This window comes from Methylocystis sp. WRRC1 (assembly GCF_020733155.1).
Taxonomy (GTDB): domain Bacteria; phylum Pseudomonadota; class Alphaproteobacteria; order Rhizobiales; family Beijerinckiaceae; genus Methylocystis.
Window position 1 is genome coordinate 864,293 of the sequence record NZ_JAJFZJ010000001.1, and the last position, 25,754, is coordinate 890,046.

General features: G+C 62.3%; 26 protein-coding genes and 2 tRNA genes. 8 read left to right on the forward strand and 20 right to left on the reverse strand.

Features of this window, described 5'->3' with window-relative positions; translation table 11 throughout:
* Positions 1-48: 48 nt before the first annotated feature.
* Both LG047_RS04285 and mgtE read right to left on the reverse strand, forming a co-directional pair.
* Positions 49-1,074, reverse strand: a complete 1,026-nt coding sequence (locus tag LG047_RS04285; RefSeq protein ID WP_036282541.1) for a glycoside hydrolase family 25 protein — start codon at positions 1,072-1,074, stop codon at positions 49-51.
* A gap of 53 nt (positions 1,075-1,127) precedes the next feature.
* On the reverse strand, positions 1,128-2,534 hold the full coding sequence (gene mgtE / locus LG047_RS04290) for a magnesium transporter (protein WP_227965671.1): 1,407 nt from the start codon (positions 2,532-2,534) through the stop codon (positions 1,128-1,130).
* A 70-nt stretch (positions 2,535-2,604) separates the two neighbouring features.
* On the opposite strand from mgtE, the gene LG047_RS04295 reads away from it, so the two are divergent.
* Positions 2,605-3,522, forward strand: coding sequence for a polysaccharide deacetylase family protein (locus LG047_RS04295; protein ID WP_227965673.1), 918 nt, complete (start codon positions 2,605-2,607; stop codon positions 3,520-3,522).
* Between the two features lie 194 nt (positions 3,523-3,716).
* Positions 3,717-3,899, forward strand: coding sequence for a hypothetical protein (locus LG047_RS04300; RefSeq protein ID WP_036282545.1), 183 nt, complete (start codon positions 3,717-3,719; stop codon positions 3,897-3,899).
* Positions 3,900-3,974: 75 nt separating this feature from the next.
* Here LG047_RS04300 and LG047_RS04305 read toward each other — a convergent pair.
* Positions 3,975-4,059 (reverse strand) — tRNA-Leu (locus tag LG047_RS04305).
* A 155-nt stretch (positions 4,060-4,214) separates the two neighbouring features.
* Between LG047_RS04305 and LG047_RS04310 the strand changes: the two genes are divergently transcribed.
* Positions 4,215-4,565, forward strand: coding sequence for a hypothetical protein (locus LG047_RS04310; RefSeq protein WP_036282547.1), 351 nt, complete (start codon positions 4,215-4,217; stop codon positions 4,563-4,565).
* A complete protein-coding gene (lipB, locus tag LG047_RS04315) occupies positions 4,562-5,296 on the forward strand; it encodes a lipoyl(octanoyl) transferase LipB (RefSeq protein ID WP_227965675.1) in 735 nt (244 codons plus the stop codon). The genes LG047_RS04310 and lipB overlap by 4 nt, the downstream gene beginning before the upstream one ends.
* On the opposite strand, the gene LG047_RS04320 is transcribed toward lipB, so the two are convergent.
* The 4 genes from LG047_RS04320 to LG047_RS04335 all read right to left on the reverse strand — a co-directional run bounded on the left by LG047_RS04320 (position 5,293) and on the right by LG047_RS04335 (position 7,988).
* The gene (locus LG047_RS04320; RefSeq protein WP_227965676.1) at positions 5,293-5,586 is read right to left on the reverse strand and encodes an acylphosphatase; all 294 of its coding nucleotides are present in this window, start codon (positions 5,584-5,586) and stop codon (positions 5,293-5,295) included. The genes lipB and LG047_RS04320 overlap by 4 nt on opposite strands.
* On the reverse strand, positions 5,583-6,443 hold the full coding sequence (gene panC, locus LG047_RS04325; protein ID WP_227965677.1) for a pantoate--beta-alanine ligase: 861 nt from the start codon (positions 6,441-6,443) through the stop codon (positions 5,583-5,585). Before panC ends, LG047_RS04320 begins: the two co-directional genes overlap by 4 nt.
* Positions 6,440-6,886, reverse strand: coding sequence for a gamma-glutamylcyclotransferase family protein (locus tag LG047_RS04330; RefSeq protein ID WP_227965678.1), 447 nt, complete (start codon positions 6,884-6,886; stop codon positions 6,440-6,442). Before LG047_RS04330 ends, panC begins: the two co-directional genes overlap by 4 nt.
* Before the next feature lie 151 nt (positions 6,887-7,037).
* On the reverse strand, positions 7,038-7,988 hold the full coding sequence (locus LG047_RS04335; RefSeq protein WP_227965679.1) for a TAXI family TRAP transporter solute-binding subunit: 951 nt from the start codon (positions 7,986-7,988) through the stop codon (positions 7,038-7,040).
* 344 nt (positions 7,989-8,332) lie between these two features.
* Between LG047_RS04335 and LG047_RS04340 the strand changes: the two genes are divergently transcribed.
* Positions 8,333-8,422: transfer RNA gene (locus tag LG047_RS04340), tRNA-Ser, on the forward strand.
* A 694-nt stretch (positions 8,423-9,116) separates the two neighbouring features.
* On the opposite strand, the gene LG047_RS04345 is transcribed toward LG047_RS04340, so the two are convergent.
* The 8 genes from LG047_RS04345 to LG047_RS04380 form a co-directional block, all read right to left on the reverse strand.
* The gene (locus LG047_RS04345) at positions 9,117-9,677 is read right to left on the reverse strand and encodes a hypothetical protein (RefSeq protein WP_144259547.1); all 561 of its coding nucleotides are present in this window, start codon (positions 9,675-9,677) and stop codon (positions 9,117-9,119) included.
* 59 nt (positions 9,678-9,736) lie between these two features.
* Positions 9,737-11,050 carry a carbohydrate porin gene (locus tag LG047_RS04350; RefSeq protein ID WP_227965680.1) on the reverse strand — a complete coding sequence of 438 codons (1,314 nt, stop codon included), beginning with the start codon at positions 11,048-11,050 and terminating at the stop codon, positions 9,737-9,739.
* 153 nt (positions 11,051-11,203) lie between these two features.
* The gene (locus tag LG047_RS04355) at positions 11,204-11,692 is read right to left on the reverse strand and encodes a hydrogenase maturation protease (protein ID WP_227965682.1); all 489 of its coding nucleotides are present in this window, start codon (positions 11,690-11,692) and stop codon (positions 11,204-11,206) included.
* A gap of 4 nt (positions 11,693-11,696) precedes the next feature.
* Complete coding sequence (locus LG047_RS04360; RefSeq protein ID WP_227965684.1) at positions 11,697-12,989, reverse strand: Ni/Fe hydrogenase subunit alpha; 1,293 nt, start codon at positions 12,987-12,989, stop codon at positions 11,697-11,699.
* Positions 12,964-13,761, reverse strand: a complete 798-nt coding sequence (locus LG047_RS04365) for an oxidoreductase (RefSeq protein ID WP_227965686.1) — start codon at positions 13,759-13,761, stop codon at positions 12,964-12,966. Before LG047_RS04365 ends, LG047_RS04360 begins: the two co-directional genes overlap by 26 nt.
* A gap of 1 nt (position 13,762) precedes the next feature.
* Positions 13,763-14,572 carry an FAD/NAD(P)-binding protein gene (locus LG047_RS04370; RefSeq protein ID WP_227965688.1) on the reverse strand — a complete coding sequence of 270 codons (810 nt, stop codon included), beginning with the start codon at positions 14,570-14,572 and terminating at the stop codon, positions 13,763-13,765.
* A gap of 34 nt (positions 14,573-14,606) precedes the next feature.
* Positions 14,607-15,068 (reverse strand): cyclic nucleotide-binding domain-containing protein, encoded by a 462-nt coding sequence (locus LG047_RS04375; RefSeq protein ID WP_036282619.1) that lies wholly within the window; start codon positions 15,066-15,068, stop codon positions 14,607-14,609.
* Between the two features lie 11 nt (positions 15,069-15,079).
* Positions 15,080-16,201: a 4Fe-4S dicluster domain-containing protein gene (locus LG047_RS04380; RefSeq protein ID WP_227965690.1), complete on the reverse strand. Its 1,122-nt coding sequence runs from the start codon at positions 16,199-16,201 to the stop codon at positions 15,080-15,082.
* Between the two features lie 1,043 nt (positions 16,202-17,244).
* On the opposite strand from LG047_RS04380, the gene LG047_RS04385 reads away from it, so the two are divergent.
* Positions 17,245-18,294, forward strand: a complete 1,050-nt coding sequence (locus tag LG047_RS04385; RefSeq protein ID WP_227965692.1) for an SGNH/GDSL hydrolase family protein — start codon at positions 17,245-17,247, stop codon at positions 18,292-18,294.
* A gap of 2 nt (positions 18,295-18,296) precedes the next feature.
* Here LG047_RS04385 and LG047_RS04390 read toward each other — a convergent pair whose 3' ends face one another.
* Entirely contained in the window at positions 18,297-19,097 is an 801-nt protein-coding gene (locus LG047_RS04390; RefSeq protein ID WP_227965694.1) for a DUF1217 domain-containing protein, read from the reverse strand.
* A gap of 156 nt (positions 19,098-19,253) precedes the next feature.
* The gene (locus LG047_RS04395; RefSeq protein WP_227965696.1) at positions 19,254-20,081 is read right to left on the reverse strand and encodes a cell envelope integrity EipB family protein; all 828 of its coding nucleotides are present in this window, start codon (positions 20,079-20,081) and stop codon (positions 19,254-19,256) included.
* 130 nt (positions 20,082-20,211) lie between these two features.
* Between LG047_RS04395 and LG047_RS04400 the strand changes: the two genes are divergently transcribed.
* Both LG047_RS04400 and LG047_RS04405 read left to right on the forward strand, forming a co-directional pair.
* Entirely contained in the window at positions 20,212-20,694 is a 483-nt protein-coding gene (locus tag LG047_RS04400) for a RidA family protein (protein WP_036287560.1), read from the forward strand.
* Positions 20,691-21,458 (forward strand): glycerophosphodiester phosphodiesterase family protein, encoded by a 768-nt coding sequence (locus tag LG047_RS04405; RefSeq protein ID WP_227965697.1) that lies wholly within the window; start codon positions 20,691-20,693, stop codon positions 21,456-21,458. Before LG047_RS04400 ends, LG047_RS04405 begins: the two co-directional genes overlap by 4 nt.
* Before the next feature lie 236 nt (positions 21,459-21,694).
* On the opposite strand, the gene LG047_RS04410 is transcribed toward LG047_RS04405, so the two are convergent.
* The 3 genes from LG047_RS04410 to LG047_RS04420 form a co-directional block, all read right to left on the reverse strand.
* Positions 21,695-23,260: a SulP family inorganic anion transporter gene (locus LG047_RS04410; RefSeq protein WP_227965699.1), complete on the reverse strand. Its 1,566-nt coding sequence runs from the start codon at positions 23,258-23,260 to the stop codon at positions 21,695-21,697.
* Positions 23,261-23,303: 43 nt separating this feature from the next.
* Positions 23,304-23,951, reverse strand: coding sequence for a carbonic anhydrase (locus LG047_RS04415; protein WP_227965700.1), 648 nt, complete (start codon positions 23,949-23,951; stop codon positions 23,304-23,306).
* A gap of 224 nt (positions 23,952-24,175) precedes the next feature.
* Positions 24,176-25,753: an NAD(P)H-hydrate dehydratase gene (locus tag LG047_RS04420; RefSeq protein WP_227968430.1), complete on the reverse strand. Its 1,578-nt coding sequence runs from the start codon at positions 25,751-25,753 to the stop codon at positions 24,176-24,178.
* Between the last annotated feature and the right edge of the window lies 1 nt (position 25,754).

Here is a 25,754-nt window from a genome sequence, read left to right on the forward strand (position 1 = left end):
CGAAGGGTAGAAGCGGAGGCTTTTGCGCGCCTTGCGCGCTGACGCCGGCTATCCCTTGTCTGGCGGATTATCGACGGCGGCCGGCGGCGTCGGAGCCGCCGAGGCGCCGGCGCCCTTGTCGGCCGCGGGCAGCATGGCGGGATCTTCCTCGATCAGCTGCTTGGCGCCGCGATCGTCGACCGGCTTCGCAACGGCGGCCATTGGCGCGGCCTTCAGCCCCGTCTGCGAGGCGAGCCAGCTGCGCCACTGGTCGTAGCTGCCGTTGAAGGTGTTCTGGTCCACCGCGCCGGGGATGCCGGGCACTCGGCCATCCGAACGATACTGCCAGAACGTCCACTTCCGGTCGCCGTAACGGACCTTCGGGTGATATTTCGTCGAGCGCACCCAGATCGGATATTCGGACAACGCGTCCGAGTGCAGGATCGCCTGATAGAAGTCGACCGAGGAATAGATGATCGGCCGCTTGCCGTAATGGCGCTCCATCTGCTCCAGCATGGCGCGCATGTCGCGCAGCGCTTCCTCGCGATAGAGCGTGCGCTTGCAGCTCTTCGATTCGGGGGTCGCCTCGACGTCGAGCACCGGCGGGAGCGCGTCCGGATCGTTCGGAACGACGGAAGCGAAATTGCCGATCTCCTCATGCGGCGGGCGACACCAGTAGACGAAGTGATAGGCGCCGCGCGGAACGCCGGCGGCCTTGGCGGCCGCCCAATTATATTGGAACTTTGAGTCGGTGCGGTCGCCGCCCTCGGTCGCCTTGATGAAGGCGAAGGCGACGCCGGAATCCTTCACCGCCTGCCAGTCAATGTCGCCCTGATATTTGGAGACGTCGATCCCGTGAACGGCGAACTCGGCGCTGCGGGTGGCCGGGAAATTATGCAGCTCCGACTCGGGCACCGCATAAGCGAGGAAGCTCGGGTCCCGCTTGGCGTTCATCAGGGGGGCGCTGGTGGCGAAGCGGGGACGACGGGCGTAGCCGGGATCGACGGCGCTGCCGCAAGCGACGAGAGACGCGCCGCTCGCCGCAACGCAGGCGAGCGCAAAAAGGCGCGAAAGAGAACATTTCAACGAGCGCATTCCGTCAAATTATCCCCTCAGCCGGTAACGAAGCGTTAATGCGCCGCCGCGACTCAGTTCAGATGGAACCACAAACTGGCAATTGTGAGGAAGGCGCCGTAGCCGACGACGTCGGTGATTGTCGTCACGAAGGGGCCCGACGAAACCGCCGGATCGAATTTCAGCCGGTCGAACGCCAGCGGCACGATGATGCCCCCCAGCGCCCCGGCGACGAGATTCGTGAACATCGCCAACGCCATAACAGGCCAGAGACCGACATTCTGGAACCAGTTGGCGGCGACGAGCCCGGTCACGAGGCCGAAGGCGGCGCCATTGACGGCGCCGATGGCGAGTTCGCGAAAAATAATCCGCAACGCATTGGCGCGGGTAAGTTCGCGGGTCGCGAGCGCCCGAACGGCCACCGTCATGGTCTGGGTCGCCGAATTTCCGCCCTGCCCCGCGACGATCGGCCCCAGCACGGCGAGCGCCACCATCTGCTCCAGTTGGGACTGAAAGGTCTTCAGCACGGACGATGTGACGAAGGCGGTGAGCAGGTTGACGAATAGCCAGGTGAAGCGGCTCTTGGCGATCCACCAGAAATCGTCGGTCAGCTCCTCTTCCGGGTTCACGCCGCCGAGAGCCTTGATCTCCTCCGAGGCCTGCTCCTGAATGACGTCGACGATGTCGTCGATGGTCAGCACGCCGACAAGGCGCTCGGATTCGTCGACAACGGGAACGGAAACGAGATTGTAACGCTCGAAGAGCCGCGCCGCCTCGGCCCCGTCCTCGGTCGCCTTCACGCGGCGGCGGTCAGCCTGCATGATTTCGTCGAGCCGCGACGAGGCTTTGGCGCGCACGAGCGCGTCGAGGAACACCGTGCCGAGCAGATGGTAGCCGGGGTCGACGACGAAGACCTCGAAGAAGCTGTCCGGCAGCACGTCTGCGTCGGTCTCGCGGAAGAAGTCGAGCACCCGGCCCGCCGTCCAGAAAGGCGGAACGGCGATGAGCGTCGTCTGCATCAGTCGGCCGGCCGAGTCTTCCGGATAATCCAGCGAACGGCGCAGGACGATTCGCTCATGTGCCGGCAGCGCCTCCAGAACCTCGGCCTGCTCTTCGGGCTCCAGCGTCTCGAGAATGGCGACGGCGTCGTCGCTTTCGAGGTCGCGCACGCCTTCGACGAGCGTTTCGACGGGCAGTTCCTCGAGAATGTCCTCGCGGGTCGCCTCGCCGACCTCCATCAGCGCGGTGAAGTCGAAGTCGCTGCCCATCAGCTCGACAAGGCGCGGGCGAGCCTCGTGACTGAGCAGTTCGAGCAGCGCGCCGAGATCGGCCTCGTGCATGTCGCCGATAAGCTCGTGCACACGCTCGGAATTGCCGAGCGCAACCGCCGCCTCGACCTCGAAAACGAATTCGGAATCGAATCCGCCGCCCTGACGGAAACCTTCGGCGGCCGTCGCCGTTTCTTCCTGGTCGAATGGCATGACCGAATCCCGCTATAAGGCTGAAGGCTCTTAACCCGCGCAGGCGCGTAAGCAAACCGGCAAAACCCACATGACAAGATTTTCGCTTGCTCTCCTCTTCGCTTTCGCGCCGCTCATGCCGGCCGGAAGCTTTGCCTTAGCCCGCGAGGGCTGCGGGCCGGAGTCGCTGGGCGTCTCCCGCACGATCACGATAAACCGCGCCAAGGGAAGCGCCGTCGGCCTGCAAAGCTACCCCCGCACGCTCGATTTGCAGGACCACGAGGTCGTGCTCACCTTCGACGACGGTCCGGCCCCGACCACGGCCCGCGTGCTGGACGCGCTTGCGAAGGAATGCGCCAAGGCGACCTTTTTTGTCATCGGCCACAGCGCCGAAGAGTCGCCCGCGCTGGTGAAACGCGCCGCCGCCGAGGGGCACAGCATCGGCCATCATTCATACAGCCATCCCGGCAAGACCCTACGGTTGATGACCGACGCCGCCGCAAAGGCCGACATTAACAGGGGGATCGCGGCGGTCGAGAAAGCCGCGGGCGGGAAGACGGCGCCCTTCTTCCGTTTTCCTGGCTTCGCCGACACGCCTGAGCTCGTCGCGGACCTCAATGGTCGCGGCTACACGGTTTTCGGCTCCGACGTCTGGGCCTCGGACTGGAAGGAGATGACGCCAAAGGCCCAGCTCGACCTCGTGCTGTCGCGGCTGGAGAAGGCCGGGAAGGGAATCGTGCTTTTCCACGATTCGAAGGCGACCACCGCGCAGATGCTGCCGGACTTCCTGCGCGAACTGAAATCGCGGGGGTACCGACTCGTCCATATGGTTCCCGGGGACGGCGAAACGCCCATCGTCGCGGCGGGCGCGGGCTGGACCTCGACGACGGAGCCGATCATCGAGAAGGTGCTGGGAACAAAGGCGAAGTCAGCGCCGCACGCGCATGATCACGACGCCGAGGGCGGGCACACGCATGGGCTGGACGACACTCCGGATGGGGGGAAGTGAGGGCGCGTCTGGAGCCTTACGCTACGACGTGAATTGGACGATCCCTTCTCGGAGACCGACCCGCCGTTCGCGTGCCCAGCGCGTTGGTGGGGCGGATGCTTCCCGCCCGTCCGCGACCAGACCTCTCCCCCCATGCCGCGCGCCCTATATGTTTCGGGAGCGCCAATCCGCGCTCGACGAGAAGGAGCGAATCCATGGAAGGGCCCGAGCTTTACGATTACGCCCGTCAATTACTTGCGGCGCGGGGTGACAAGGCCGTTGCAGAGGCGGCCCAGAAGGCCCGCGCTCTGGAGGAAGAGGGCAAGACCGACGAGGCCAAGACCTGGCGCAGTGTCGAAGCGGCGTTGAAGGAGATGCTCGGGCCGCACCAGAGCTGAGCGCGCCTGCGATTTATATGAAGCTGACGCCGTCAATCGCCCGCAAAGATTTCACGTGAGAAATCTTGCGTGAAATGGTGCGGTCGAGAGGACTCGAACCTCCACTGGTTGCCCAACTAGCACCTCAAGCTAGCGCGTCTACCAATTCCGCCACGACCGCACGGGGCTGCTTCGCTAGCTGCGAAGCGCCGGCGCGCAGCCTCTAACAAATTGACTGGACGATGACAAGAGCGCCGCGAACATGTGCGGCCCCGCAAGCCCGCAGGCGCGAAAAATGCTGTAGAAAACCGTCATTGCCAGAAATAGGAGGCTGCATTGCCGATTTTCAAGCTACCGCTGTCCGGGGACGTCACGCAGACCATCAATCCCTGGACGGCTTTTTTCAGCCCTTTCGGCAATCAATACGGGCTCATAAATATCAGTCTCGGGCGCTCGAGCGCCCCGGAGGTTGAGGAAGAAGTGCTCGAAAACGTCGGCAGCTATGGCAAGCAGCTCGGCCGCATGGGCGACGCCCTCGGCGTGCTGCTCGACCATTTCCGGCCTGAGCGACCGCTGACCCGCGCGGAGAAGAAGGCGATTCGGGCGCTGCGGGACATGCTGGAGGAGATCGACGACATCAAGCGCGCCCGCGGCCGGTCGCCTGCGCCGGATAATTCGACGGAATGACCGCGCCCTGCCCCCTGCCCCGCGGCTCGCTCGCCGCCGCCATGCGCCTCGATACCGGCGCGGAGCCGGTCGAATGGCGGACGAGGGAGGGGCTTGTCGATTATCCACAGGTTGTCGCGGAGATGGAGGCGCGCGTGGAGCGAATCGCCTCCGGGGACGCGCGCGAATGCGTCTGGCTTCTCGAACATCCGCCGATCTATACGGCGGGCTCCTCGGCCAGGGACGCCGATCTGCTGGAGGCGAGATTCCCCGTGCATCGCACCGGGCGCGGCGGGCAATTCACCTATCACGGCCCCGGCCAGCGCGTGGCCTATGTCATGCTGGACCTTACGCGCCGCCAGCGCGACGTGCGCGCCTATGTCTGCGCCCTTGAGTCCTGGCTCATAGGGACGCTGACGGATTTCGGCGTCGCGGGCGAGCGGCGCGAGGCGCGCGTCGGCGTCTGGGTCCAGCGCCCTGACAAGCCGCGCGGGCTCGCCGGCGAAACCGCCGAAGACAAGATCGCCGCCATCGGCGTCCGCCTGCGCCAATGGGTGAGCTTTCACGGAATCGCGCTCAATATCGCGCCGGATTTGACCCATTTTTCCGGAATTGCGCCCTGCGGAGTGCGCGAATCGCATCTCGGCGTCACCAGCCTCGCCGATTTGGACGCAGGTGCGGACATGGCCGCTGTCGACGCCGCGCTGCGGCGGAATTTCGAAGCGGTGTTCGGTCCGACGATCGACGGTTAAAGCGTCGGCGCGATGACGAAGCCTTCAGCCTCGAAAATCTCCGCCTCCTCCGCCGCCTCCTCGCGAAGCGCGACGACGTGCGCAGAACGAGGCCCGCGCCTTGCTGCGTCGATCAGCGCCGCGATGGCGACGGCGGGGCCAGCCGCGACTGCCTCCACCGACCCGTCGGACCGGTTGCGCGCCCAGCCCGCGAGGCCGAGCCCATTCGCCTCGCGGACCAGAAAGGCGCGATAACCCACGCCCTGCACACGTCCCTCGACGTATATGCGGACGACCCTGCGCTCGCTCATGACGCGGGAACGGCTACATTGTCGATGAGCCGCGTCGCGCCGAGCCGCGCGGCCGCCAGAATGCGGATCGGTCCCTCGTGGCGACGGGCGATGCGGGCCAGCGTATCGGCGTGGCGCGCCTCGACGTAGTCGATGTCGAAACCGGCGCCGACGATCGCCTCGCGCGCTTCGGCCATCACATGGCCGATCGCCTCGCCCGCCGCGATCCGCGCCGCAGCGTCGGACAGGGCGCGATACAGCGCGGGCGCGCGGGCGCGATCTTCCGCCGAGAGGTAGACATTGCGCGAGGACATGGCGAGGCCGTCCGGATCGCGCAGCGTCGGCCCGGCGAGAATGCGCGTCGCCATATCGAGATCTCGCGCCATGTGGTGGATCACCAGCAACTGCTGATAGTCCTTCTCGCCGAAAACCGCGATGTCCGCCTGCGCCTGGTTGAGAAGCTTCGCCACCACCGTCGCAACGCCGGCGAAATGGGCGGGACGGAAGCGGTCCTCCAGGTCGGCCTTCGCCGGTCCTTCGAGGGTCACCGTGGTCGCGAAGCCCTTCGGATACATCACTTCAACGGTCGGCGCGAAGACGAGATCCGCCGCGACGGTCCCGAGCTTCTCGCAATCGGTCGCCAGCGTGCGCGGATAGCGTAGGAAATCCTCATTGGGGCCGAACTGCGTGGGATTGACGAAAATTGTAACGATCACCCGCTCCGCATGGCGGCGCGCCTCCTCGACGAGCGAGAGATGCCCGGCATGCAGCGCGCCCATGGTCGGCACGAGGCCGATACGCTCGCCGCCCGCCCGTCGCGCGCGCACGAAGCTGCGCAAATCCTCGATAGTGGCGACGACGGGAACCTCAAAGCTCATTCGCGCAAGCCTTTCCGTTGAGCCGCCGACAGGCTCGATAGATATTCGACATATTTGGGCGGCAGACCGAGCGCATGCGCCGCCGCGACGATGTCGGCCATATATCCCGGCCAGGCGGAGCCCTGTTCCGGTTCGGCCCCGACGTATACCAGAGCCGGAGCCGCGCCAAAGGGCTCCCGCAAAACGTGCATAATTTTTTTGATGTAGAGTCCCTGACCGACCTGCTCGTAGCGATCGAGCGCCGCGACGTCGGCGACGGCGACATCCCAGAGCGCGCCATGGACATTGGCGCGCGGGTCAGGCGCGATGCTGACGAATCCGGATGACATGACGACGAGGCGCCATCGGGCGAGCCGCGCGCGTCCGAGCAGACGCGAATGCGGGCATCGTCGCGCCATGGCGGCGCCGTCCATATTGGAGCCATAAGCAAAATGCAGGGGCACGCGTGTGTCTCTCGCTGGTTTATGCGCGAGCTATATCACGCCTTCGCGAACGGCATGGCCGGAGCCGACCGCCACCGGCGGGATTTCAGGAGCCGGCCGCGCCGACGCGACTTGCGCGCGGATTACGCGTCACGCCACGCAGCGCCCCGGCCTAAGGCCGATAGAAATCCTGTCGCCAGTTGGGCGACGCCCCTGTCCGCACCGCGATCGCCGGCAGCGCGTCTTCCGCCGCCTGCTGGATCGCGGCCGCGATTTCGGGATGATTTCGATATGTGTCCTCGCGAATGGCGATCACGGCGGGCGAGGTGATGGTCTTGAGCGCGCTGAACCAGCGTTTTTCGATTGTCGCAACGCCATAAAGACCGAGGCGCCGCAGATCGACCAGCATTTTATCGTCCGGCCGGAAATCGATGAATTTGTAGACGCGCTGCTTTGTTTTCGGGTCGGTGGTTTCCCGCACCTGGTTGAGAAGCGGGGATTGCGGCCCGTCCATCACGAAAAAAACGTCGATCCCGCGGTTGCGCAATCTTTCCAGCGCCGTCGACGGACCATCCGGCTCAATGTCGACAAGCGGTTTCCACTTTGGCGCGGCGGCGAGAATGTTACGGAGCGTCAGCTCGCCGCCCGAGTTCGGTCCGCCCGCAGCGATGCGCAGGATGTTGCCGTCTTTCAAATTCTTGACCATGTCGGCGAAACTCGCCCCCCGCGTGTCGGCGCGCACGACCAGAAAACCTTCGTATGGATACAGCGGCGCGCCGATCATCCGTATCTGTCCGGCGCATTCCGCCTTGCCCATGCGCGCGACCAGCGCGTCCTCCTGCACAACCGCCATTGTCACGACGCCTGCGCAGAGGCCATTCAGAGATTCGGCGCTTCCCCCCGATTCCAGGGGTTTCAGTTGAACGCCGCGCAGCGCGGTCCTCGAACCCAGCTCAGGAACGACGATCGCGCAGTTTTCCTTGTCCCGCGCCCCGCAGGCGACCTCGATGGTTTCGACCTTCCCCCGAGGCGGGAGGCGCTCGGACAACGACTGCGCAAAAGCTTCCGGCGTCGCCAGAAAAGCGACGATCAGGATGACGGCGGCGGGCAATTGGAAGGTCACGCTGAATTTTCCTTACTGTTTGCCCGGCCAAGATGAGGTCGCTCGAACCAGCCTGTCCAGATGTATTTTTTGCGTCGGCCCGACCCCTGCGCCTCCTCCGCCCGTTCAACGCCGCGCGGCACGCCCGTCCGCGCCCCGGCGCCTTGGCAGGTCTCGCTACCTTCGATGCGAGACGCCGTCTCCTACGACCTGAAAGCTACAAAGGAACTGGAGCGCCGCGGGTTGACGCCGCCATCCGAACGGCCTTAGACAAAAAGTCGTAATCTAGGGGCGGCAAGGTCGGGCCGCGCAGTTTGGCGGGCAGATGCGCCGCGGATCACACGACTCTATTTTTTCAATAAGATGGAAGGGTGGCCGAGTGGTTTAAGGCAGCGGTCTTGAAAACCGCCGTGGGGGCAACTCCACCGTGGGTTCGAATCCCACCTCTTCCGCCAGAAGCCAACAGTAACCTTCTGTATTGTCTTTGTTTTCTCGCCATGCCTCGAGCCGCGCATCGGAATGGGCGTCGCAATAGAAATGCGCCCGGCGCCTTTCGGGGGTCCGTAGCCTTCTTCGTCGCCGCCGAAGAAACGATCTTTAGTCGCCATTCGCCATGTCCGAGCGCCCCGTCAGATCGGACGAGCGTCCCCGGTAGGACGCAGACCGCGCTTTGCCCCGCGAAACGCCGCGCCTCACCTGCCTTGGAAAACAATTGCGCATGTCGAATAAAAAATGCATTTGCGAGCAAATCATGACCTCCGGTAGGCATGCCTGATCCGAATAGGCCCGTCGCGGCAAGTCCTGCGCAGTCGCCCGGCCCGCTGCGGGGTCGATCCATTCAATGACTTTTCCAACAAATTCCGCGGCTTTACTCCCGGCTTCGATGTCGTGGCTGTCGGCCCCTACAAGACCCAAGCGCGCGCCCAGTCCGTTCTTCGTCGCGTAGCCGCATGCGTGCCCGACGCCTACGTCAAATACGGCGAACATCTGGGAGAATAGCCCCGCGTCCAGTTGACGCCTAAAGGCGTCCGCGGCAAATCGCATCGACGTTGTACCGGCGATCAACGACGAAGGGCCCGCGCCTGCGAAACGCGCGACGGGACCCGTTTTGGAAATTCTATGATTTCAGTGCTCCCTTTACGTTAGCGATTACTGAAGTTGCTTCCAGTTCTCGGCAATGAAGCCGCGTGCGTCGATCGTCGTGACCTGTTCATCGACGCGCGCCTCGCGTCCCACGCATTTCCAGGAATAAACCGTATCGTGACCCGTAGCGAACATCGGCACATTCTCCGCATCAGGATTATCTTTGCAAAACGCAGACGCGCCACTGGACGTTCGACTGGCGTTCGCCTTGTCGCAAACAAGATTGGCGCCGTAGTTGCAGAGCCATGCCTTGCCGCCCATGCAACGATACCTCGTGCTCGTTCGAATAAAGCGGTCTGAAACATCCGATGACAGGCCAAAAATTTGCCGCGCTGGTTGCACGAGTTCAGCGGGCAACCCCTTCAGATGATCATCATCGCCTTTCTTCGCGCAATAGGCGCGGACATTTTCCGCGCGCGCGGCCGTAAATGGTGAAAGGCCGAAAACGCCGATGGTCAATAGCAGGCTCAGGCGGCAGATGCGTCGAAATTTCATCTTCTCTCTCCTTTCACGAGCGCTGCGACATCGGCCCATGGCGGCCGCGAAGCTCTGCTGGATGTCGGCCAAGGTCGTCAAACGCCGTATCATATCACGTCGACAAGCGTCGTCCGACACGCACATGCGGTCTAGAATTTCGTCTGCATTCGCAGCGCTGCAAAAGTAGCACGCGACGTCGTCGCATACCACGGATCTATAATTTGCAGATCGGCGGTGAGCCGCAGCCACGGCGTGACCGCATAATTATAAAAAGCCTCTACGCCGCTCTCACTGCGTCGATAAACGCCCGATGCGGCAAGTCCACTAAGCAACGGCTCGGACAGCCCATAGTGGAAATAGCCGACCCCCCAACGGTCGAGTTCGCGGCCCGGGAGCAGATTATTTCCCGCGAGGCCGCCGAGCACGGTCCATTTGACGGGATTCGGATTGCCGTCCGTAAGCGTAATCAGTGAAAACAGGCCCCACCCTTTCGAAGGATCATCGCCGCTTTGGAAGAGATATTGCTGCAAGGCGTAGGATATGAACCAGTACCCTTTCTTCGTCACGGACGCGCCGCCCAACAGACGTCTCCGCAGGCCCTGAATATCGTCGAGATCGAAGCCGCGAGCATTACTGTAAGCGCCGCGAATAGTGTGGTATCCGCGCAAACCGGAAATATCGATCGGAAAGGTCGCCGTACCTGAGATGGCGACGCCCCGCTCGAAAGGGTTTTCGATCACTCTGGAATTTTGTGCGTTGCGCGGGTCAGCGACCGCCAGCGTGAATTTTCCTACCCGTGTCTTCAATGTCGCCGTCGCGCCCAGCGTGTAGGTCGGCGAAACAACGACTCGGTCGGCAAGCGTTCCCGGCGACGTCACGCCAATTCCTGTCGCTGGCGCCGCGAAGGCGCGGTTCATGAAGGTCTCGACGCCGCCTCCGCCAATGAGTGGCGTTTGCGAAGCGAGCGTCATCGTATTGACCTTGCCCGCGCCGATGGAGAAGCTCTCGCCGAAATCCTGCGTCACCGCAATCGACAACGCGGAGTGATAGCCGTCGCGCTGCACGAACGCCTGCGCGGCGCTGACCGGAAGCAAAGTAAGGTCAGTATTATTTATCGTTCGCCCGAAATAGTGTTCATATTGCGCATTCAAATGTAGACCCTGCCAGAGACCCAGTTTGTGCGCGTCTACCTTCAAGAAGGCATCCAGCTTGCCGCCATAGCGCCAGGTCTTCGAGGCGTCGCCCGCGATCTCGCCCTGATATATCTGCGTGATCCATACATCGGGCATGATGCCGATTTTGCGCAATTGCGCCTTGGGACCGTCCGGCGTGTCGGTCAAGGAGCCTTGCTTGAGCAAGGACGATTTGGCGTCCTCCGCGAATGCGGCGCTCGTCAAGCCGACGACGAGAAATGAGGCTGCGGCGATCGCTTTCTTCTCTGAGGTGACGCCTGCCCGATGCAAGGGAATTCCAATTTACTCGATGTCTCGACGCCAGCATGAAATACTGACGAGCGTTGAAGCGGATGAAACAAGATTGCTTCATTCGAGCGGTCCGCGCAATGTGGCGCAGTTACAACAGTTCGCGCAGCGACGTCCGGAAAAGCCGATATCAACCTATCCGGTGATGAGCTTTCGCCGGAGCGCGGCGATTTCTGCGCCCAATCCCGCAACCACCTGGTCGACACTACGCGCTACGGCGCTTGAGAGAGGAGCGCCGATTTCAAAATTTTCAGCCTCAATGGCGTAAACGATGCATTGGGGCGGCATTTGACCGAGCGCGCGCGCAAGTTCAAGCGCCTCGGCAAGGCCAACGCCGTGTGACGATAGGCCGAAGCGCGCCCGCGGGATTTGCGTTTCGGAAGCGTCGAGGCGCAGAATGGCGCCCGGCGTGGCGCCCGAGACACAGGCGTCGATCATGAATGCGGCATGCGCGCCTTCGAGATGCGCGAGCAATGTCGTCGCCTCCCCGTCGATCTCGACGATTTGGACGCCCTCGCGAATTGTTTCGCAAAGGCGTCTCGCCACTTCCCGTCCGGCTGCGTCATCTCCACGGTCAGGATTGCCAATTCCGATGACGATGATCGAGCTCGCCTCGCTCGGCATCGAGTCACGCCCTGTCGATATCGAGGCGAAGGAAATGCGTTGCGCAGGAAATGCACGGATCGTAATTGCGAACGGTCTGTTCACAACGATGACGCAGTTCCTCCTCCGGAAGGTCAAGGAAGAATCCCACGAAGTCTGTCAGATCCTCTTCGACGCTCGGCTGATTTTGCGAGGTGGGCGGCACGATCTGCGCATCGGCGATTTCGCCGTCCGCTTCGAGCCGGTAGCGGTGATAGAGCAGCCCGCGCGGAGCTTCTGTCGCCGCGTAGCCGACGCCGGCGCGCGGTTCGTATTCGACGAAGGCGCGGTCTGGTTCGTCGTAATTTTCGATTATACGCAACGCCTCGTCACAGGCGTAAAGCACTTCGATCGCACGGATGACGATGCTGCGAAAGGGATTGCGGCAGATGACGCCCAGGCCGGCTTCGACCGCAGCTTCTTTCGCAAGCGGAGAGAGCCGATCGTAATTCAGGCTATAACGCGCGAGCGGACCAACGAGATAGGCGTCTCCATTGTCACGGAGGCGAGAGTGCAGCGCTGTCGAATGTTCTTCATGCCGCTCCTCGAAATGCTCGTCATATTCAGTCGCTGGAATATCGAGCCCCCGGTTCGAGACGATGCGTCCCTCGTTGAAGGGATATTCCTGCGGATGCCTGAGGGAGACGAAAGTGTAATCCCGCTCTCGGTCGGGAAAGTCGAAAGTAGATGTCCAGCGCACCGTCTCGAGCGCCGTATGACGCGCCCATTTCAGCTTTTCGGCGAGCGGCAGTAGCTCGCGCTTTCGCGGCGCGCGGTGAAACCCGCCGACCCGCACATTGATCGGATGGATCTCGCGTCCGCCGAGCAGTTTCAGGATATCATTGCCGGCCTTCTTCAACTGGAGACCACGGCGCACAATATCGCCGTGATCACGCGCCATGTCGATCGAACCCTCATAACCGAGGAAATCCGGCGCGTGCAGCATATAGATGTGCAAGGTGTGAGACTCGATCCACTCGCCGCAATAGAGGAGCCTTCGCAACTCACGAAGGGGTCCGTCCACTGTTACGCCGAGGAGGTTCTCGAGCGCATGCACGCCGCTCATCTGATAGGCAACGGGACAGATGCCGCATATCCGCGCGACAATGTCGGGCACTTCGGCAAAGTCGCGGCCACGTAAAAATGCTTCGAAAAACCGGGGCGGCTCGAAGATCTTGAGCTCGGCGCGCTGCACTTTCCCGTCGCGAACGACGACTTTCAGACCGCCTTCGCCCTCAACACGAGCGAGATAGTCAACCTTGATCGTCTTTTGCGCCATGGCGCTCGCTCTCCTCGCGAAACGGCTGTGCGTTTGCATTGAATGTGCGATAAACGCGCTCCAGCGAGGGCGCATCCATTCCAAGCCCTGCGAGCCATTGACTCAGCGATGGCGCATTGGGCGTTTCTTTGGGTCCAAAGCATCCGTAGCAGCCACGGTCATAGGACGGACACAAGGCGCCGCATCCGGCATGAGTGACCGGCCCGAGACAGGGTGTCCGATGCGCCACCATCACGCAGACATTGCCTTTCAGTTTGCACTCGATGCAAACGCTGTGCGCCGGCGTCGCGGGACGCCTTCCCGCGAGAGAGGCTGAAATCACTTCGACAAGCTGCGTCTTGTCGATCGGGCAGCCCCGCAATTCGAAATCTACCGGGACGTGATCAGAAATCGGCGTCGAGGCGGCGAGAGTATCGATGTAGTCTGGCCGCGCATAAACGATCGACACATATTCCGTGACGTCGGCGAAATTGCGCAACGCCTGGATGCCGCCCGATGTCGCGCAGGCCCCGATCGTGATGAGTTTCGAAGAACGCCGTCGCACTTCGTGTATGCGTTCGGCGTCATGGGGCGTCGTGACCGATCCTTCGACGAGCGAGATATCGTAATGGCCGCTTATCGCCGCGCGCGTGGCCTCGGGGAAATAGGCGATCTCCATAGCATCGGCCACGGCGAGGATCTCATCCTCACAGTCGAGAAGGCTGAGCTGGCAGCCGTCGCAGGAGGCGAATTTCCAGACCGCGAGTCTTGGCCTTGCGCTTCTCGCGCTCATTTCAGATTTCCTTTACCCCGATAAGGCGCCGCAGACGATCATAGCTGAAAACTGGTCCATCGCGACAGATGAACACTGGCCCGAATTGACAATGCCCGCAATGTCCGATGGCGCATTTCATATTGCGCTCCATCGACAGATAGATCGCTTCGTCTCCAACGCCGGCCTCACGAAGCGAAGATGCGACGAAGCGCATCATCACCTCGGGACCGCACACCATCGCGATGGTTTGCTGCGGATTGATTTGCGTTCGCGAGATGAGCTTGGTGACGGCGCCGACATGCCCGTACCATTCGGAGGCGGCATGATCGACCGTCGCCTCGACGTCGATATCGAAACGGCCACGCCAGCTCTCGACCTCACGCCGGTACAGAATGTCCTCTGGCGTTCGCGAACCATAAAGGAGCGTGACCTTGCCGTAGTTTCCCCGTTCGCGAAGGAGGTGATAAATCGCGGGGCGCAACGGCGCCAGACCCAGTCCGCCAGCCACGAGAATGACGTCCTTGCCGCGCGCCTCAATCATCGGCCAGCCTACGCCGAATGGTCCGCGCACGCCCATCGGATCGCCGGGTTTGAGCTGCGTCAACGCGGTGGACACCGGCCCGACAGCGCGAATGGTATGAATGAGGCCGCCATCCGCTGGATCCCCGCTGATGCTGATCGCAGCCTCACCGACGCCAAACGCCGTAAGCATATTGAACTGGCCGGGCGAAAAGATTTCAGGCGCTCCGCCTTCCATTTCGAGTTCCAGCGTCCATGCCTGCGGCGCGTCACGACGCCGGCGCAAGACATGGGCCACTCGCGGAATCATTGCCGTTGCGGCGTCCGCCGCGCGTGTCGCGACGTCAGACATGGGAGCCGTAGATGTCCAGCATTTGCATACGCGTCGAATGCAGCCGCTCGATCAGCACCGCCATGAGGCGCTTCGACAATTCATAACCGAGATCATGATCCGCCTCACATTTGTTGCGCAGACACGCAGCGTCTATCGCGATGGCGCGGGTGAGCTCGAGCGCCTTGGCGTCATATGTCCATTGGTAGGGCGGAACGAGCCATGTTACGCCGAACACCTCCCCGGCGCCGAGCGTCAGAAATGTCGCGGCGCTGCGGCCAGGCGCCGATATCTGGAGCGCGATGCGGCCTTGCCGGACCAGATAGAGTTGATCGGCGGGTTCGCCTTCGTGGAAGATATATTGGCCGGCCTCGAAGCGGACATTCTTGGCGCAGCCGCAAGCGAGCTTGCAAAAGCCCTCGTCGAGATCGGCGAAAAACGGGTGCTCGTGAAGAATGCGTTCGAGTGTCTCCAAGGCCTCGCTCCTCAAATTTGCTCACTATCGTGGATTGCGTGCGCTTCTTCGGTAATATCGATCCCCACCGGACACCATGTGATGCAACGGCCACATCCGACACATCCGGAGGAACCAAACTGGTCGAACCATGTCGAAAGCTTGTGCGTCATCCATTGGCGATATCTCGCCGCAACGCTAGAACGGACGCTTCCACCATGGATATATGAAAAATCCATCGTAAAACAGGAATCCCATCGCCGCTCGCGTGCGGATTCAACGCCTTTCAGATCGCTGACTTCATCGACCGACGTGCAGAAACAGGTAGGACACGCCATTGTGCAATTGGCGCAGGAGAGACAGCGCTCCGCAACCTCGTTCCAACGCGGATGTTGGAGATTGCGCGAGAGGAGCTGATGCAGGTCGACCGTGGGCATTTCGCGTCCCATGTTCGCCGCGGTCCGCTGAACAACGGCCCGCGCCGCGGCGACTTCCGCCGCACTCGCGGGACGATTAGGCAATTCCTCAAGAATCTCCCGCCCCGCCTGCGAACCGGCTTCGATCACAAATGAATGTCCGTCTTCGGAGATGAGTTCCGTAAGGGCGAGATCGAAACCGCCGTCGACTTCCGGCCCCGTTCCCATGGAGGTGCAGAAACAGGAGCCTCCCGCCTTCCCACAATTCACCGCCACAAGAAAAGCGCCCTCGCGTCGCGCACGATAATCCGGGTCGACATATTCGCCGCCCAGCATCACCCGGTCCTGAATGGCGATTGCGTGAAGTTCACAGGCGCGAACGCCGATGAACGCCAGTTCCTGCGCCGCATTCTCGGCCGGCTCGACCTTGACCTGATCGCCGTTTCTTTCGGCCCGCCAAAGACGCAGCTTCGGCGGATGGAGAAAACTCTTCCACGAGTGCGGACCGACCGCATAGCCGAACAATGCGCCGTCGTCGCGGCGCGTCAGGTGATAGCGGCCCGCGTCCTGATCGTCGGTGAAGCCGGCGGGGAGATCATCGACAGCGGCAATGTCGTCATATGCGATGACTTTGTCGCGAAGCGTCGGGCCGATCACGCGGCGCCCGCGGCGTTGCAACGCGTCTATCAACGCCTGCAAACCCTCTATCGTCATGACGTAGTGTTCAGTCGACCGCATCTTCTTTCCTTGAAGGCATTATTGATGGAACGCCGGTTGCGCTTCAAAGCGGTTCTTTGTCGCTGCTTCTAACCGTGGCGAAACGCCAATTTTCCGGAGCTTAGATCACGAATTTGAAATTCCAATATCAGCGGGCTTCGGAAGGCGCGGAGATGCGACGCTCGGGACGCTGCGGCTCCCGTCCGGCCACGATCGAAAAACGCTGGCACAACGAGACGAAAGCTGAGCGCATGTATTCGAGTGACACGAGGCTGTGTTCTATAATCAATCCTTGCATACCATGCCTACGCTCTGGTTATTGGCTCCGATTTTAGCGCCGGTCACTGGTCCCCTCGCTTTTTTCAATTTTGGCGCTTTTCATAAATCCAAATATCATTAGCTTTGACTTGCATCTTTACCGTAACCCAAGCATGAGGGACAATGAAATGATCCAACATAGCGGGACTTCTATGTTCAAAGCAGTCGGGTTTGTTGTCGCAATATTGGCGTTTTTTCTTGTCGTTATGCATCAGGCAGCTCAGATATTCCGCTAGAAATACGTAAACAAAAATATATTCAGGGTTTAAGCTTCTACAGCCGAGGGTTCAGGATATTCGTCGATAAAGACGTTGTGGCGACTCCAGCCTGCGGTCGCCATATCCGGTGACGGCGGAGACGTGGTTGGACATTGTTTAGTCTCCGCCGTCACAAAATATTTCTGCATTTCTCATATTTTTAACCTTCCCGGAAAGTGAACGGACAGTTCCACCCGCCGCAGCATTCGCGCCGTTCGCGCGTCAATTCGACGCCCCATGCGAACGATTGCTCGAATGTCCCAGCTTTGCAGTCACCAAAAACCATGCATTAAGTCCGTCGCCGCCCGCGCGGTCGCCGCGGTGTCGTCCGCCGCAGGGCGGGCCGCAGCGGCGTGAAAGACGCCGGCGACTTTCACGGGAGGCGCAGGAAATCGGCGGATGCGGAACACGGTTCAGCAAGAAAAAACGCAGTGCCCGAGCCAGGGGGATTGCGCGAGCCCATCGGCCGCCGAACAGCCTCCGAAGGGCATGAACATTCTCCTGCTCGGCGGCTCCAATGCGGGCCTGAGGGACGGCTGGGCCACGCAACTGCAGATGCGGGCGGGTGCGCATGTCGTGGAAAACAGATTCCTCGGCGCGGTGGGTTCGCTTTACGGCCTCATGGCGCTGCTGAAGCATCTGCGCGAGGGCGCCGCTCTTCCGGACCTTGTCGTCTTCGAATATTGCCTCAACGATGTGCTTCTGGTCGATGCCGGCGTTCTCAGGGAGCCGCTGATCTTCGATACGCTCGACGCGATCGTGAATCTCTGCGCGGACGCGCGTCTTCCCTTGCTGTTTCTCTGCCTCGAACCCCGGCCCGACGGCCCACGAGAATCGCGTAAAGCGCTCGCGCGCGTGCAGCCGCTTTACATGGCGGCGGCGCGGCGCGCGGGCGCGCCCTGTCTTTGGCTCAACGAAATCTTCAACGACGAATTGACGAAAGCGGACTACCAGGACGAGAACCATCTCACGCCGGCGGCTTCCGCGCGCGTCGCGGAAGCCCTGCTGGCGTCGATCGGCGCGGGCGCCTCGACCCCGCGGCGGATCTCCGTCGAATCGCCGCGTTTCGATTACGTCGACGCGACGCAGGCGCGCACGCAGGGCCCCTGTCATTTGCGGCCTCTCACGACGCGCGTATTCGCCGGGCCTTTTCTCGACATCGCGCGCGGCGGCGCGAGCTTCTGGACAGGTGACGGACGACTTGTCGGATTGATGCTGCAATCGACCGAAACGAGCGGCGTTTATCTCATTCGCGCGCAGAGCGGGACCTATCGCAAGAATCCCTGCTCCCGGATGCAAGAGATCGTAAGGAATCTGGTGCTGCTTCATTACACGTCGCGCGTCATTTCAGTTCACGGCGAAGTGGAAATCTCCATGCCGGACAATGAAGCGCGTCTCATGAGCTTTGCCGAGGACCGCACATTGCTTGCGGTCCCCCCTGCTGCGCCCTTCGCGGCGCAAAGGCTCGAGATTCACGGCGTGATGTTCTGGCGCCCGCGTTCGATGCTTCATCGCCTGCGCGCGTATTTTTCACGCTGAAGCTACATTAGCCGGTTGGCGTTCTGCAGTCGCAGGATGAGGCTGAAATCGACGCCGACCGGCCCATCCGACCCGAGCAGCGAGGCGCCGTAGAGAATGGCGTTTGACGACGCCGTCGCCGACGATACCGTTCCCTGATTCTGCATGTCGTACATCGCCGAAAAACGCGCGATGAAGGCGGTTAGCTTCTTGGGGTCCTTGAAGTCCTCGACGTTCACCTTGGCTTTCAGTAGCCGCGCCTGCGTATCGATATTCTGCGCGGAGGTTCTCGGCGAAATGTCGAGCGCGGTCTGCACGACCTGCACCAGCTTCTTGTCGGCGAGAACGCCATAAATGCTGGTCAGGCCCGGCGCCTTTTCGCGGAAATAGAGAGCAAGCTCCACGCCCGGATTCCGCTTGCCCTGCTCGGCCTGCATCGCCTGCTCGACGAAACGGGCGGTGACATCCTGGATGAGTGTGGCGGAAGGAACGCCGGCGCCCTTGGCCGAGAAATCGAATGCCTTGGCGAAAGCGAGGATGTTCGGGTTGTTGAGCGTTCTCGCGAGCGCCTTGGGATCATCGACGCCTTGCTCCATCACCTTGCGCATCAGGCCGATCGCAAATGTTCTGTCGCCGAGACCAAAGGCCTTCATGGCGTAGTTGAACAGGCGTCTATCCTTGAGAAAGGCCTCTATCGACGTCGCCTTGCCGATATTCTCCTTGAAATATTTCGTCTCGAGCGCAACGTCCGGCGCCTTGGCGGTGATCGACCGCCACCTGCCGAGATCATTGGCGATGGAAAGATATGATGCAATCGTCGTCATCGCATGCGCCTTCGCAAAGGGCGCGCCGAACCACGCGCGCCCGTCTCGAACGTCACGGTTAGCAGACAAGGCTTTACGGAAAACTACGAGACCAGATAAATACGGCTCATGTCGACATTAATACTGCACTTTACTGCGTACGACGCGCCGGGCGCGTCATTTCTTGCAGGGCGGCGTCGGCGAGATTGTCAACTCGCTCATCTCGCCCTTCAGGACGAAGTCCCCGTAATCGAGCTTCAGGGCGCGCGACACCCCGTTCTCGTAGAGGTCGAATGACAGAACGTAAATGGGCTGGCCGTCGCGTTTTCCGGGCTCGAAATAGGAAACCGCCACCGGCCAGCGCGCCATGCCCTTGAGCGCGTCCGCCTGCGCGGCCTTCTCCTGCGCGGGCGCCCCGATCGGCTTGCCGATGAGCGTCAATGTGTCGAAAGCCTTGTCGCCCTCGCCGGTGCCGTCATAGACGCGGGCCTCGATCAGCGTTTCTCCAGCGCGCGCGGCGGCGATTACGCGGCGCAGATGTTCCGTCGGAAACAGCGTCGGCCCATCGATCTGCAAATGAGCGCGTTTGGGCTTGGCGATGTCTATCGAAATGCCCGAATTCTTTGTTTTCTGCGCCTTGCCGTCGATCGCCTCGGTGGACGAGTTGTCGACCTTTGTTTCGATCTTGAAGCGATAATCCGCGCCGTCCGGCGCTTCGAAGGTCGCCGAACGCATGTCGGAGAGTTTCGCGGCCCCCTCAGCGGGCTGAAGTTCGGTGATCTGGCGGAAATTCTGCACGTATCCGTCACAGGCCGAGCCGGAGAAATCGAAGGCGATTCGCCCGCGCGCCTGCGCCGGCGCCTTGGCGCCCGAGCCTTTCGCCAGGGTCAGATCGTAAACCGCGCGATGCGACGCAAGCGGAACCTGCGTCTCCGCCTTCGCGAGAGGAAGCGGCAGAAGCGTCAGTGCGCAGGCGCCGGCGGCAAACGCGCGAAAAAGGATCATGGAACTCGTCTCGATGCGGCGAACGCGCGCCTGGGGCCTGCGCGCGCAGCCATTGCGTCGCGCGCGCGACGAAATTAGGGTCGTGGCCGGCATGGAGCAAATGATTTTGTAGATGGGGGGCGCGCCAGGCATGACGACTGCATCGGAAACCACGCCGCTCGCGCGGCTCGCCGCCCTCGGGCTGACCTTGCCAGCTGCGGCGGCTCCGGTCGCCAATTATGTTCCCTGTTCGCGCGCGGGAAACCTGCTGTTCGTATCCGGGCAGTTGCCGATAGGCGCCGGCGGGATCGACCCCGCCCACAAAGGCAAGCTCGGCGCAGGCGTCTCTCTCGAAGCCGGACAGGCGGCGGCGCGCCAGGCGGCGCTCAATGTTCTGGCGCAGGCCGACGCCGCGGTCGGCGATCTCGCCCGGCTACGCGCGGTGCGCATTGGCGGCTATGTCAATTGTGCGCCGGATTTCGGATCGGTGCCGCAGGTCGTCAACGGCGCCTCCGATCTCTTCGCCGCCGTCCTCGGCGACAATGGCAGGCATGCGCGTTTCGCTGTCGGCGTGGCGCAACTTCCGCTCGACGCCGCTGTCGAAGTCGAAGGGATTTTCGAGATCCTCGCGTGAACGCGCGCAACCACGCATGGATCGCCGCGCGACCCGTTGCGCATCGCGGCTTGCACGACACGGCGCGGGGAATCATCGAAAATTCGATCGCCGCTGCGCGCTCGGCGGTCGCCGCAGGTTACGCCATAGAGTGCGACGTCCAGCGCACGAAGGACGGCGAGCTCGTGGTCTTCCACGATGAGAGCCTTGAGCGACTGACCGAAAGCGCCGGCAGGGTCTGCGATTTCACGGCCGACGCCTTGGCGCGGATCGCCTTGCGCGGCTCCAGCGAAAAGATCCCGCGTCTCGCCGACTTCCTCGCAGCGATCGGCGGCAACACGCCGCTCGTCGTCGAGATCAAGAGCGACTTCGATGGCGATCTGACCGCGGCGCGGCGGGCGGCCGCCCTGCTCGCGCATTATCATGGGCCGGTCGCCGTCGAAAGCTTCGATCCCGAGCCCATGGCATTCTTGCGCGAAAACGCCGAAGCGCTCGGCGTCTCACATATACCTCTCGGCATGGTCGCCGAGGCGCGTTATGATCAAGACGACTGGCCTGCGCTGACAGCGGCGCAGCGCGCCGAGCTGACACATTTTCTGCATTATTCCCGCACCCGCCCCGACTTCATTTCATGGAATGTCGCCGACATGCCGCACGCTATTCCGCTACTCGCGCGCGAAGGTCTCCATATTCCGGTTACGACCTGGACCGTGCGCTCGCGCGAACAGGCCGGACGCGCGAGACAATGGACCGATCAGATCGTTTTCGAGGGTTTCGCGCCATAAAGCAGTAGAGGCGTCCGGCGGCGCCAATCACGCGGCGCATTTGCGCAATGTCGCGCAAGGACAGGCTTCTGGCGCGCCGCTATTTTCGCAGGGCCTGCAAGCTCGATCCGGATTTCGCGGCCTGTGATTTCGCCCGTTCGGAGCTTCACGAGATGGACAGGAAATGACGCTCGATATTTGAAATGACGTTCCCCGGGCGAGCGGCGTAAATGCGCTCGCCCGGGAAAGTTGGCAGGTCATGCGGCGACGAGGCCATTGTTGTTAGGCGTCAGACCGCGCACGTTTTTCAATTCGACGCGGATGTTCTTGTCGCTCGCGGCTTTGATGAAATCCTCGAGCGTCTCCATGATATCCTGATCGATGAAGGTCGCACGCGAGCCGTCGATCATCAGATAGCTGTCTTCGTCGATGCTCTCGAGATAGGTGCGCAGCGGCGCCTTGTTGAGGAAGGAAACGTCCTTCTGCAGCCGGAGCAGATTATTCTTGCCGTCGCGCGTCAGCGTGAAGGCCGAATGATAATTCGCCCGCAGCACGAAGAACAGGCCCACCGCCATGCCGATCGCCATGCCCTTCAGAAGATCCGTGACAAGGATCGCGGCGATGGTGACGGCGAAGGGCGCGAACTGATTGAAGCCCTTTTCATATTGCTCCTTCACCAGCTTCGGCTTCGCGAGCTTGTAACCGGTGAGCAGCAGCACCGCAGCAAGGCAGGCGAGCGGGATCATGTTGAGCACAGTCGCCAGAAACATCACGCTCAGCATCAGCAGCCAGCCATGGACCATGCAGGCCACTTTGGTATGCGCGCCCGCGTTGATATTGGCCGAACTGCGCACGATCACCGCCGTGATCGGCAGGCCGCCGATCATTCCGCTGACGAAATTGCCGACGCCCTGCGCCTTCAGCTCCTGATTGGTCGGGGCCGTTCGCTTGAGCGGATCGAGCTTGTCCGCCGCCTCCAGGCTGAGCAGTGTTTCCAGGCTGCCCACAAGGGCCAGCGTCGCCCCGGTAACGTAAATTTGAGGATCGGTCAGCCGGCCAAAATCAGGAAATTTGAGCTGATGAGCGAAATCGATCGGCCCCGAAATCATCGGCAGAGTAACGAGATGTTGCGACGCAACCGCGAGAGACGGCAGGAGCGCCTGCGCGACCGCGTTATATGTCACACCGAAGATGACGGCGACGAGCGGACCCGGCACGAGCGAGAGGACGCGATGTTTCTTGATCCGGGACGTTTCCCAGAAAAGCAGGATGGCCATGGACGCGAGCGCCACGATCGTCGCGCCGGGCGAGACGGCCTTCAGCGACTCCCACACGAATGAGAATGTCGCGCCCTTGTCGTCCTCGACGAATGAAAGATCGCTTTCCGCATCCGCGTCGTACCCGACCGCATGCGGCAACTGCTTCATGATGAGGATGAGGCCGATCGCCGCCAGCATTCCCTTGATGACGGCGGACGGAAAATAGGCGCCGATCAGGCCGGCGCCGAGAAAACCCATCGCAAGCTGGAAAATGCCGGAAATCGCGACGGCGAGAAGCACGCCGTCGTATCCGAATTTCTCGATCGCGACGGCCACGATCACGGTCAGGCCGGCCGCGGGGCCGGAGACGCTGAGCTGGGACCCGCTGACGACCGATACGATCAGGCCGCCCACGATTCCGGCGATGACGCCGGCGAAAGGCGGCGCCCCAGACGCCACGGCGATGCCGAGGCAAAGCGGCAACGCAACCAGAAACACGACGACGCCCGCCGGAATGTCATGGTCGAGGTAACGCAGGTAATAGTCGAAATGCTTCTTCAGCACGCTCACGCACTCCTGTTGAGGGTCTTGCCGCCAGTCCCGCCGATCAGAAGCCGTCGACGTCGTATTGCTGGTAGATGATGTCGACGTCGCTTCCAGCCGGAAGCGTCACCAATTGCTGCAGCACGCCGTCATCCAGCCCATAGACCCAGCCGTGAAGCATTGGACGCTGGTCGTTCTTCCAGGCGGTCTGCACGATGGAAGTGTGCGACAGGCGGCGCACCTGTTCGATCACGTTCAGTTCGACGAGCCGATTGGCCTTTTCGACGGACGTGTCCAGAGCGTCGATCTCCGCGCGATGCATCCGGTAGATGTCCTTGATGTGCATCAACCATTTGTTGAGCAGCACCAGATCCGGACGCTGGCGGTCGAGCGCGGCTTTCACGCCGCCGCAATTGTAATGGCCGCAGACGATGATGTGCTGAACCTTCAACACCTGCACCGCATATTGAATGACGCTGAGGCTGTTGAAATCCGTCGCGATCACCTGATTGGCGATATTGCGATGAGCGAAGATTTCGCCCGGCTCCGCATTCACGATGATGTCGGCCGGCACGCGGCTGTCGGCGCAGCCGATCCACAGAAATTCGGGCTTCTGATCGGCAGCCAACCGCTCGAAAAAGTCAGGCTCGCGCAGCTTTTTTTCTTCGGCCCAGGCCTTGTTTTCGAGCAGCAGTCTCTCGTGTGATTTCATTTGAAGCCCATCAAGTTTATGCTCACGGCGCAGCCGCAAGGCGACGTGCCCCCCGAATGTTACAGCATTGCGACTGGAAGCGTCGCTTATGCTCGCCTCCGGCTTTGCCACGTGTCAGCGGGCCTCGGGCGCCATATTTACACGGTTCGGAAACATTGCAGAAACGTGGCGTCGTCTCAAGAGCCAAATCGTTGATTCTATAGGTCCACTCTGAACTATTTGAATTACGCCACACAGCTTTCGCTTGATGAGCGCGGACAGTAGCGCAGCTGCTTTCCCTGCAGTTCGCGCCACACCATCGGCAGGGTCGCGGTGATGTCGTCCGCAATCAATCCCGGGCCGAAGATTTCTGCGGCGCGCGCGTGCATCCAGGCGGCGCAGGACGCTGCTGCAAAAGCATCCATGCGTTGCGCAAGAAGGCCCGCGATAATTCCGGTCAGCACGTCGCCCGAGCCCGCGGTGGCGAGCCACGGCGTCGCCCAGGGCAGGATGGAGACGCGTCCGTCCGGCGCCGCGACGACCGTGTCGGGCCCCTTGTAAAGGACGACCGCACCGCTCACGCGCGCCGCATCGCGCGCCTTGTCGAGCTTCGAGCGAAGGGCGCGATCACTGTCGCACTCGGAAAAGAGGCGTCCGAATTCTCCGGCGTGAGGCGTCATCACAACGGGTCCGGGCGCCGCGCGCGTCGCGCGCCAAAGACGGAAAGGATCGTCAGCGAAACTCGTCAACGCGTCGGCGTCGAGCACCGCGGCGCGGCGATAGGCCTGCGGCGTGAGCGCCGTCTCGACCTGCCGGCAGCTTTCCTCGCTCACGCCGAGGCCGGGACCGATCGCCACGGCGTTCTTGCGCTCGTCCGACAGCACGGCCGCAAGGCCCTTCGCGCCATCCGCCGGACGCACCATGACCGATGTGAGCGCGCTGGCGTTGACCGCGAGCGCCTCGGTCGGGCTCGCGAGCGTGACGAGCCCGGCGCCTGCGCGCAAGGCCGCCGCCGCGGAAAGCCGCGCCGCGCCGGTGAAGGAGGCGCCGCCGGAAACCACGAGCGCGTGGCCGCGCGAATATTTGTGGCCCTCGATCTGCGGCAGCGGCAGTTCCTGCTGCCAGAGCGCCGGCATGTTCACGAAGGTCTTGACGTCGATCGTCGCGAGCGCCGAGGAGCGGATGCCGATATGGGCGCAGGTCAGCGCTCCGCAGCGCGAACGGCCCGGCAGCAGCAAATGGCCAGTCTTCACGCGAAAGAAGGTTACGGTTGCGTCGGCCTCGACGGCGGCGCCGCGAATCGCGCCGGTCGTGCCGTCGACGCCGCTCGGAATATCCACGCTGACGACATTCTGCTTCGTCTCGCGGCGCCACTGGTTCAGCCGCTTCACCAGCGCCTGCGCCTCGGGATCGAGATCACGGGCGAGGCCGGTGCCGAACAGCGCGTCGATCACCAGATCGACCCCGGTGAAATCGCAGTCCTGCGCAGGAATCACCTCGCCGACCCAGCCCGCCGCCGCCCGCGCCGCGTCGCCGCGCAGCTGATTCGGCGGCACAAGAGACGCGACGCGCACCTTGTAGCGCTGCCCGCGAAGCAGCCGCGCCGCGACATAACCGTCACCGCCGTTATTGCCCGGCCCGCAAAGCACCAGCACGCGACGGCCGCTCGTGCGCTGCAGGATCTGGCTGGTGACGCGCGCCAGCGCCGCCGCCGCCTTCTCCATCAGCGCCATGCCGGGCACGCCGCTTTCGATCGTCAGGCGATCGGCGCGCGCCATCTGCTCTGTCGTGAGAAGCTCGAGAGGAAAAGGACCATACGGCATG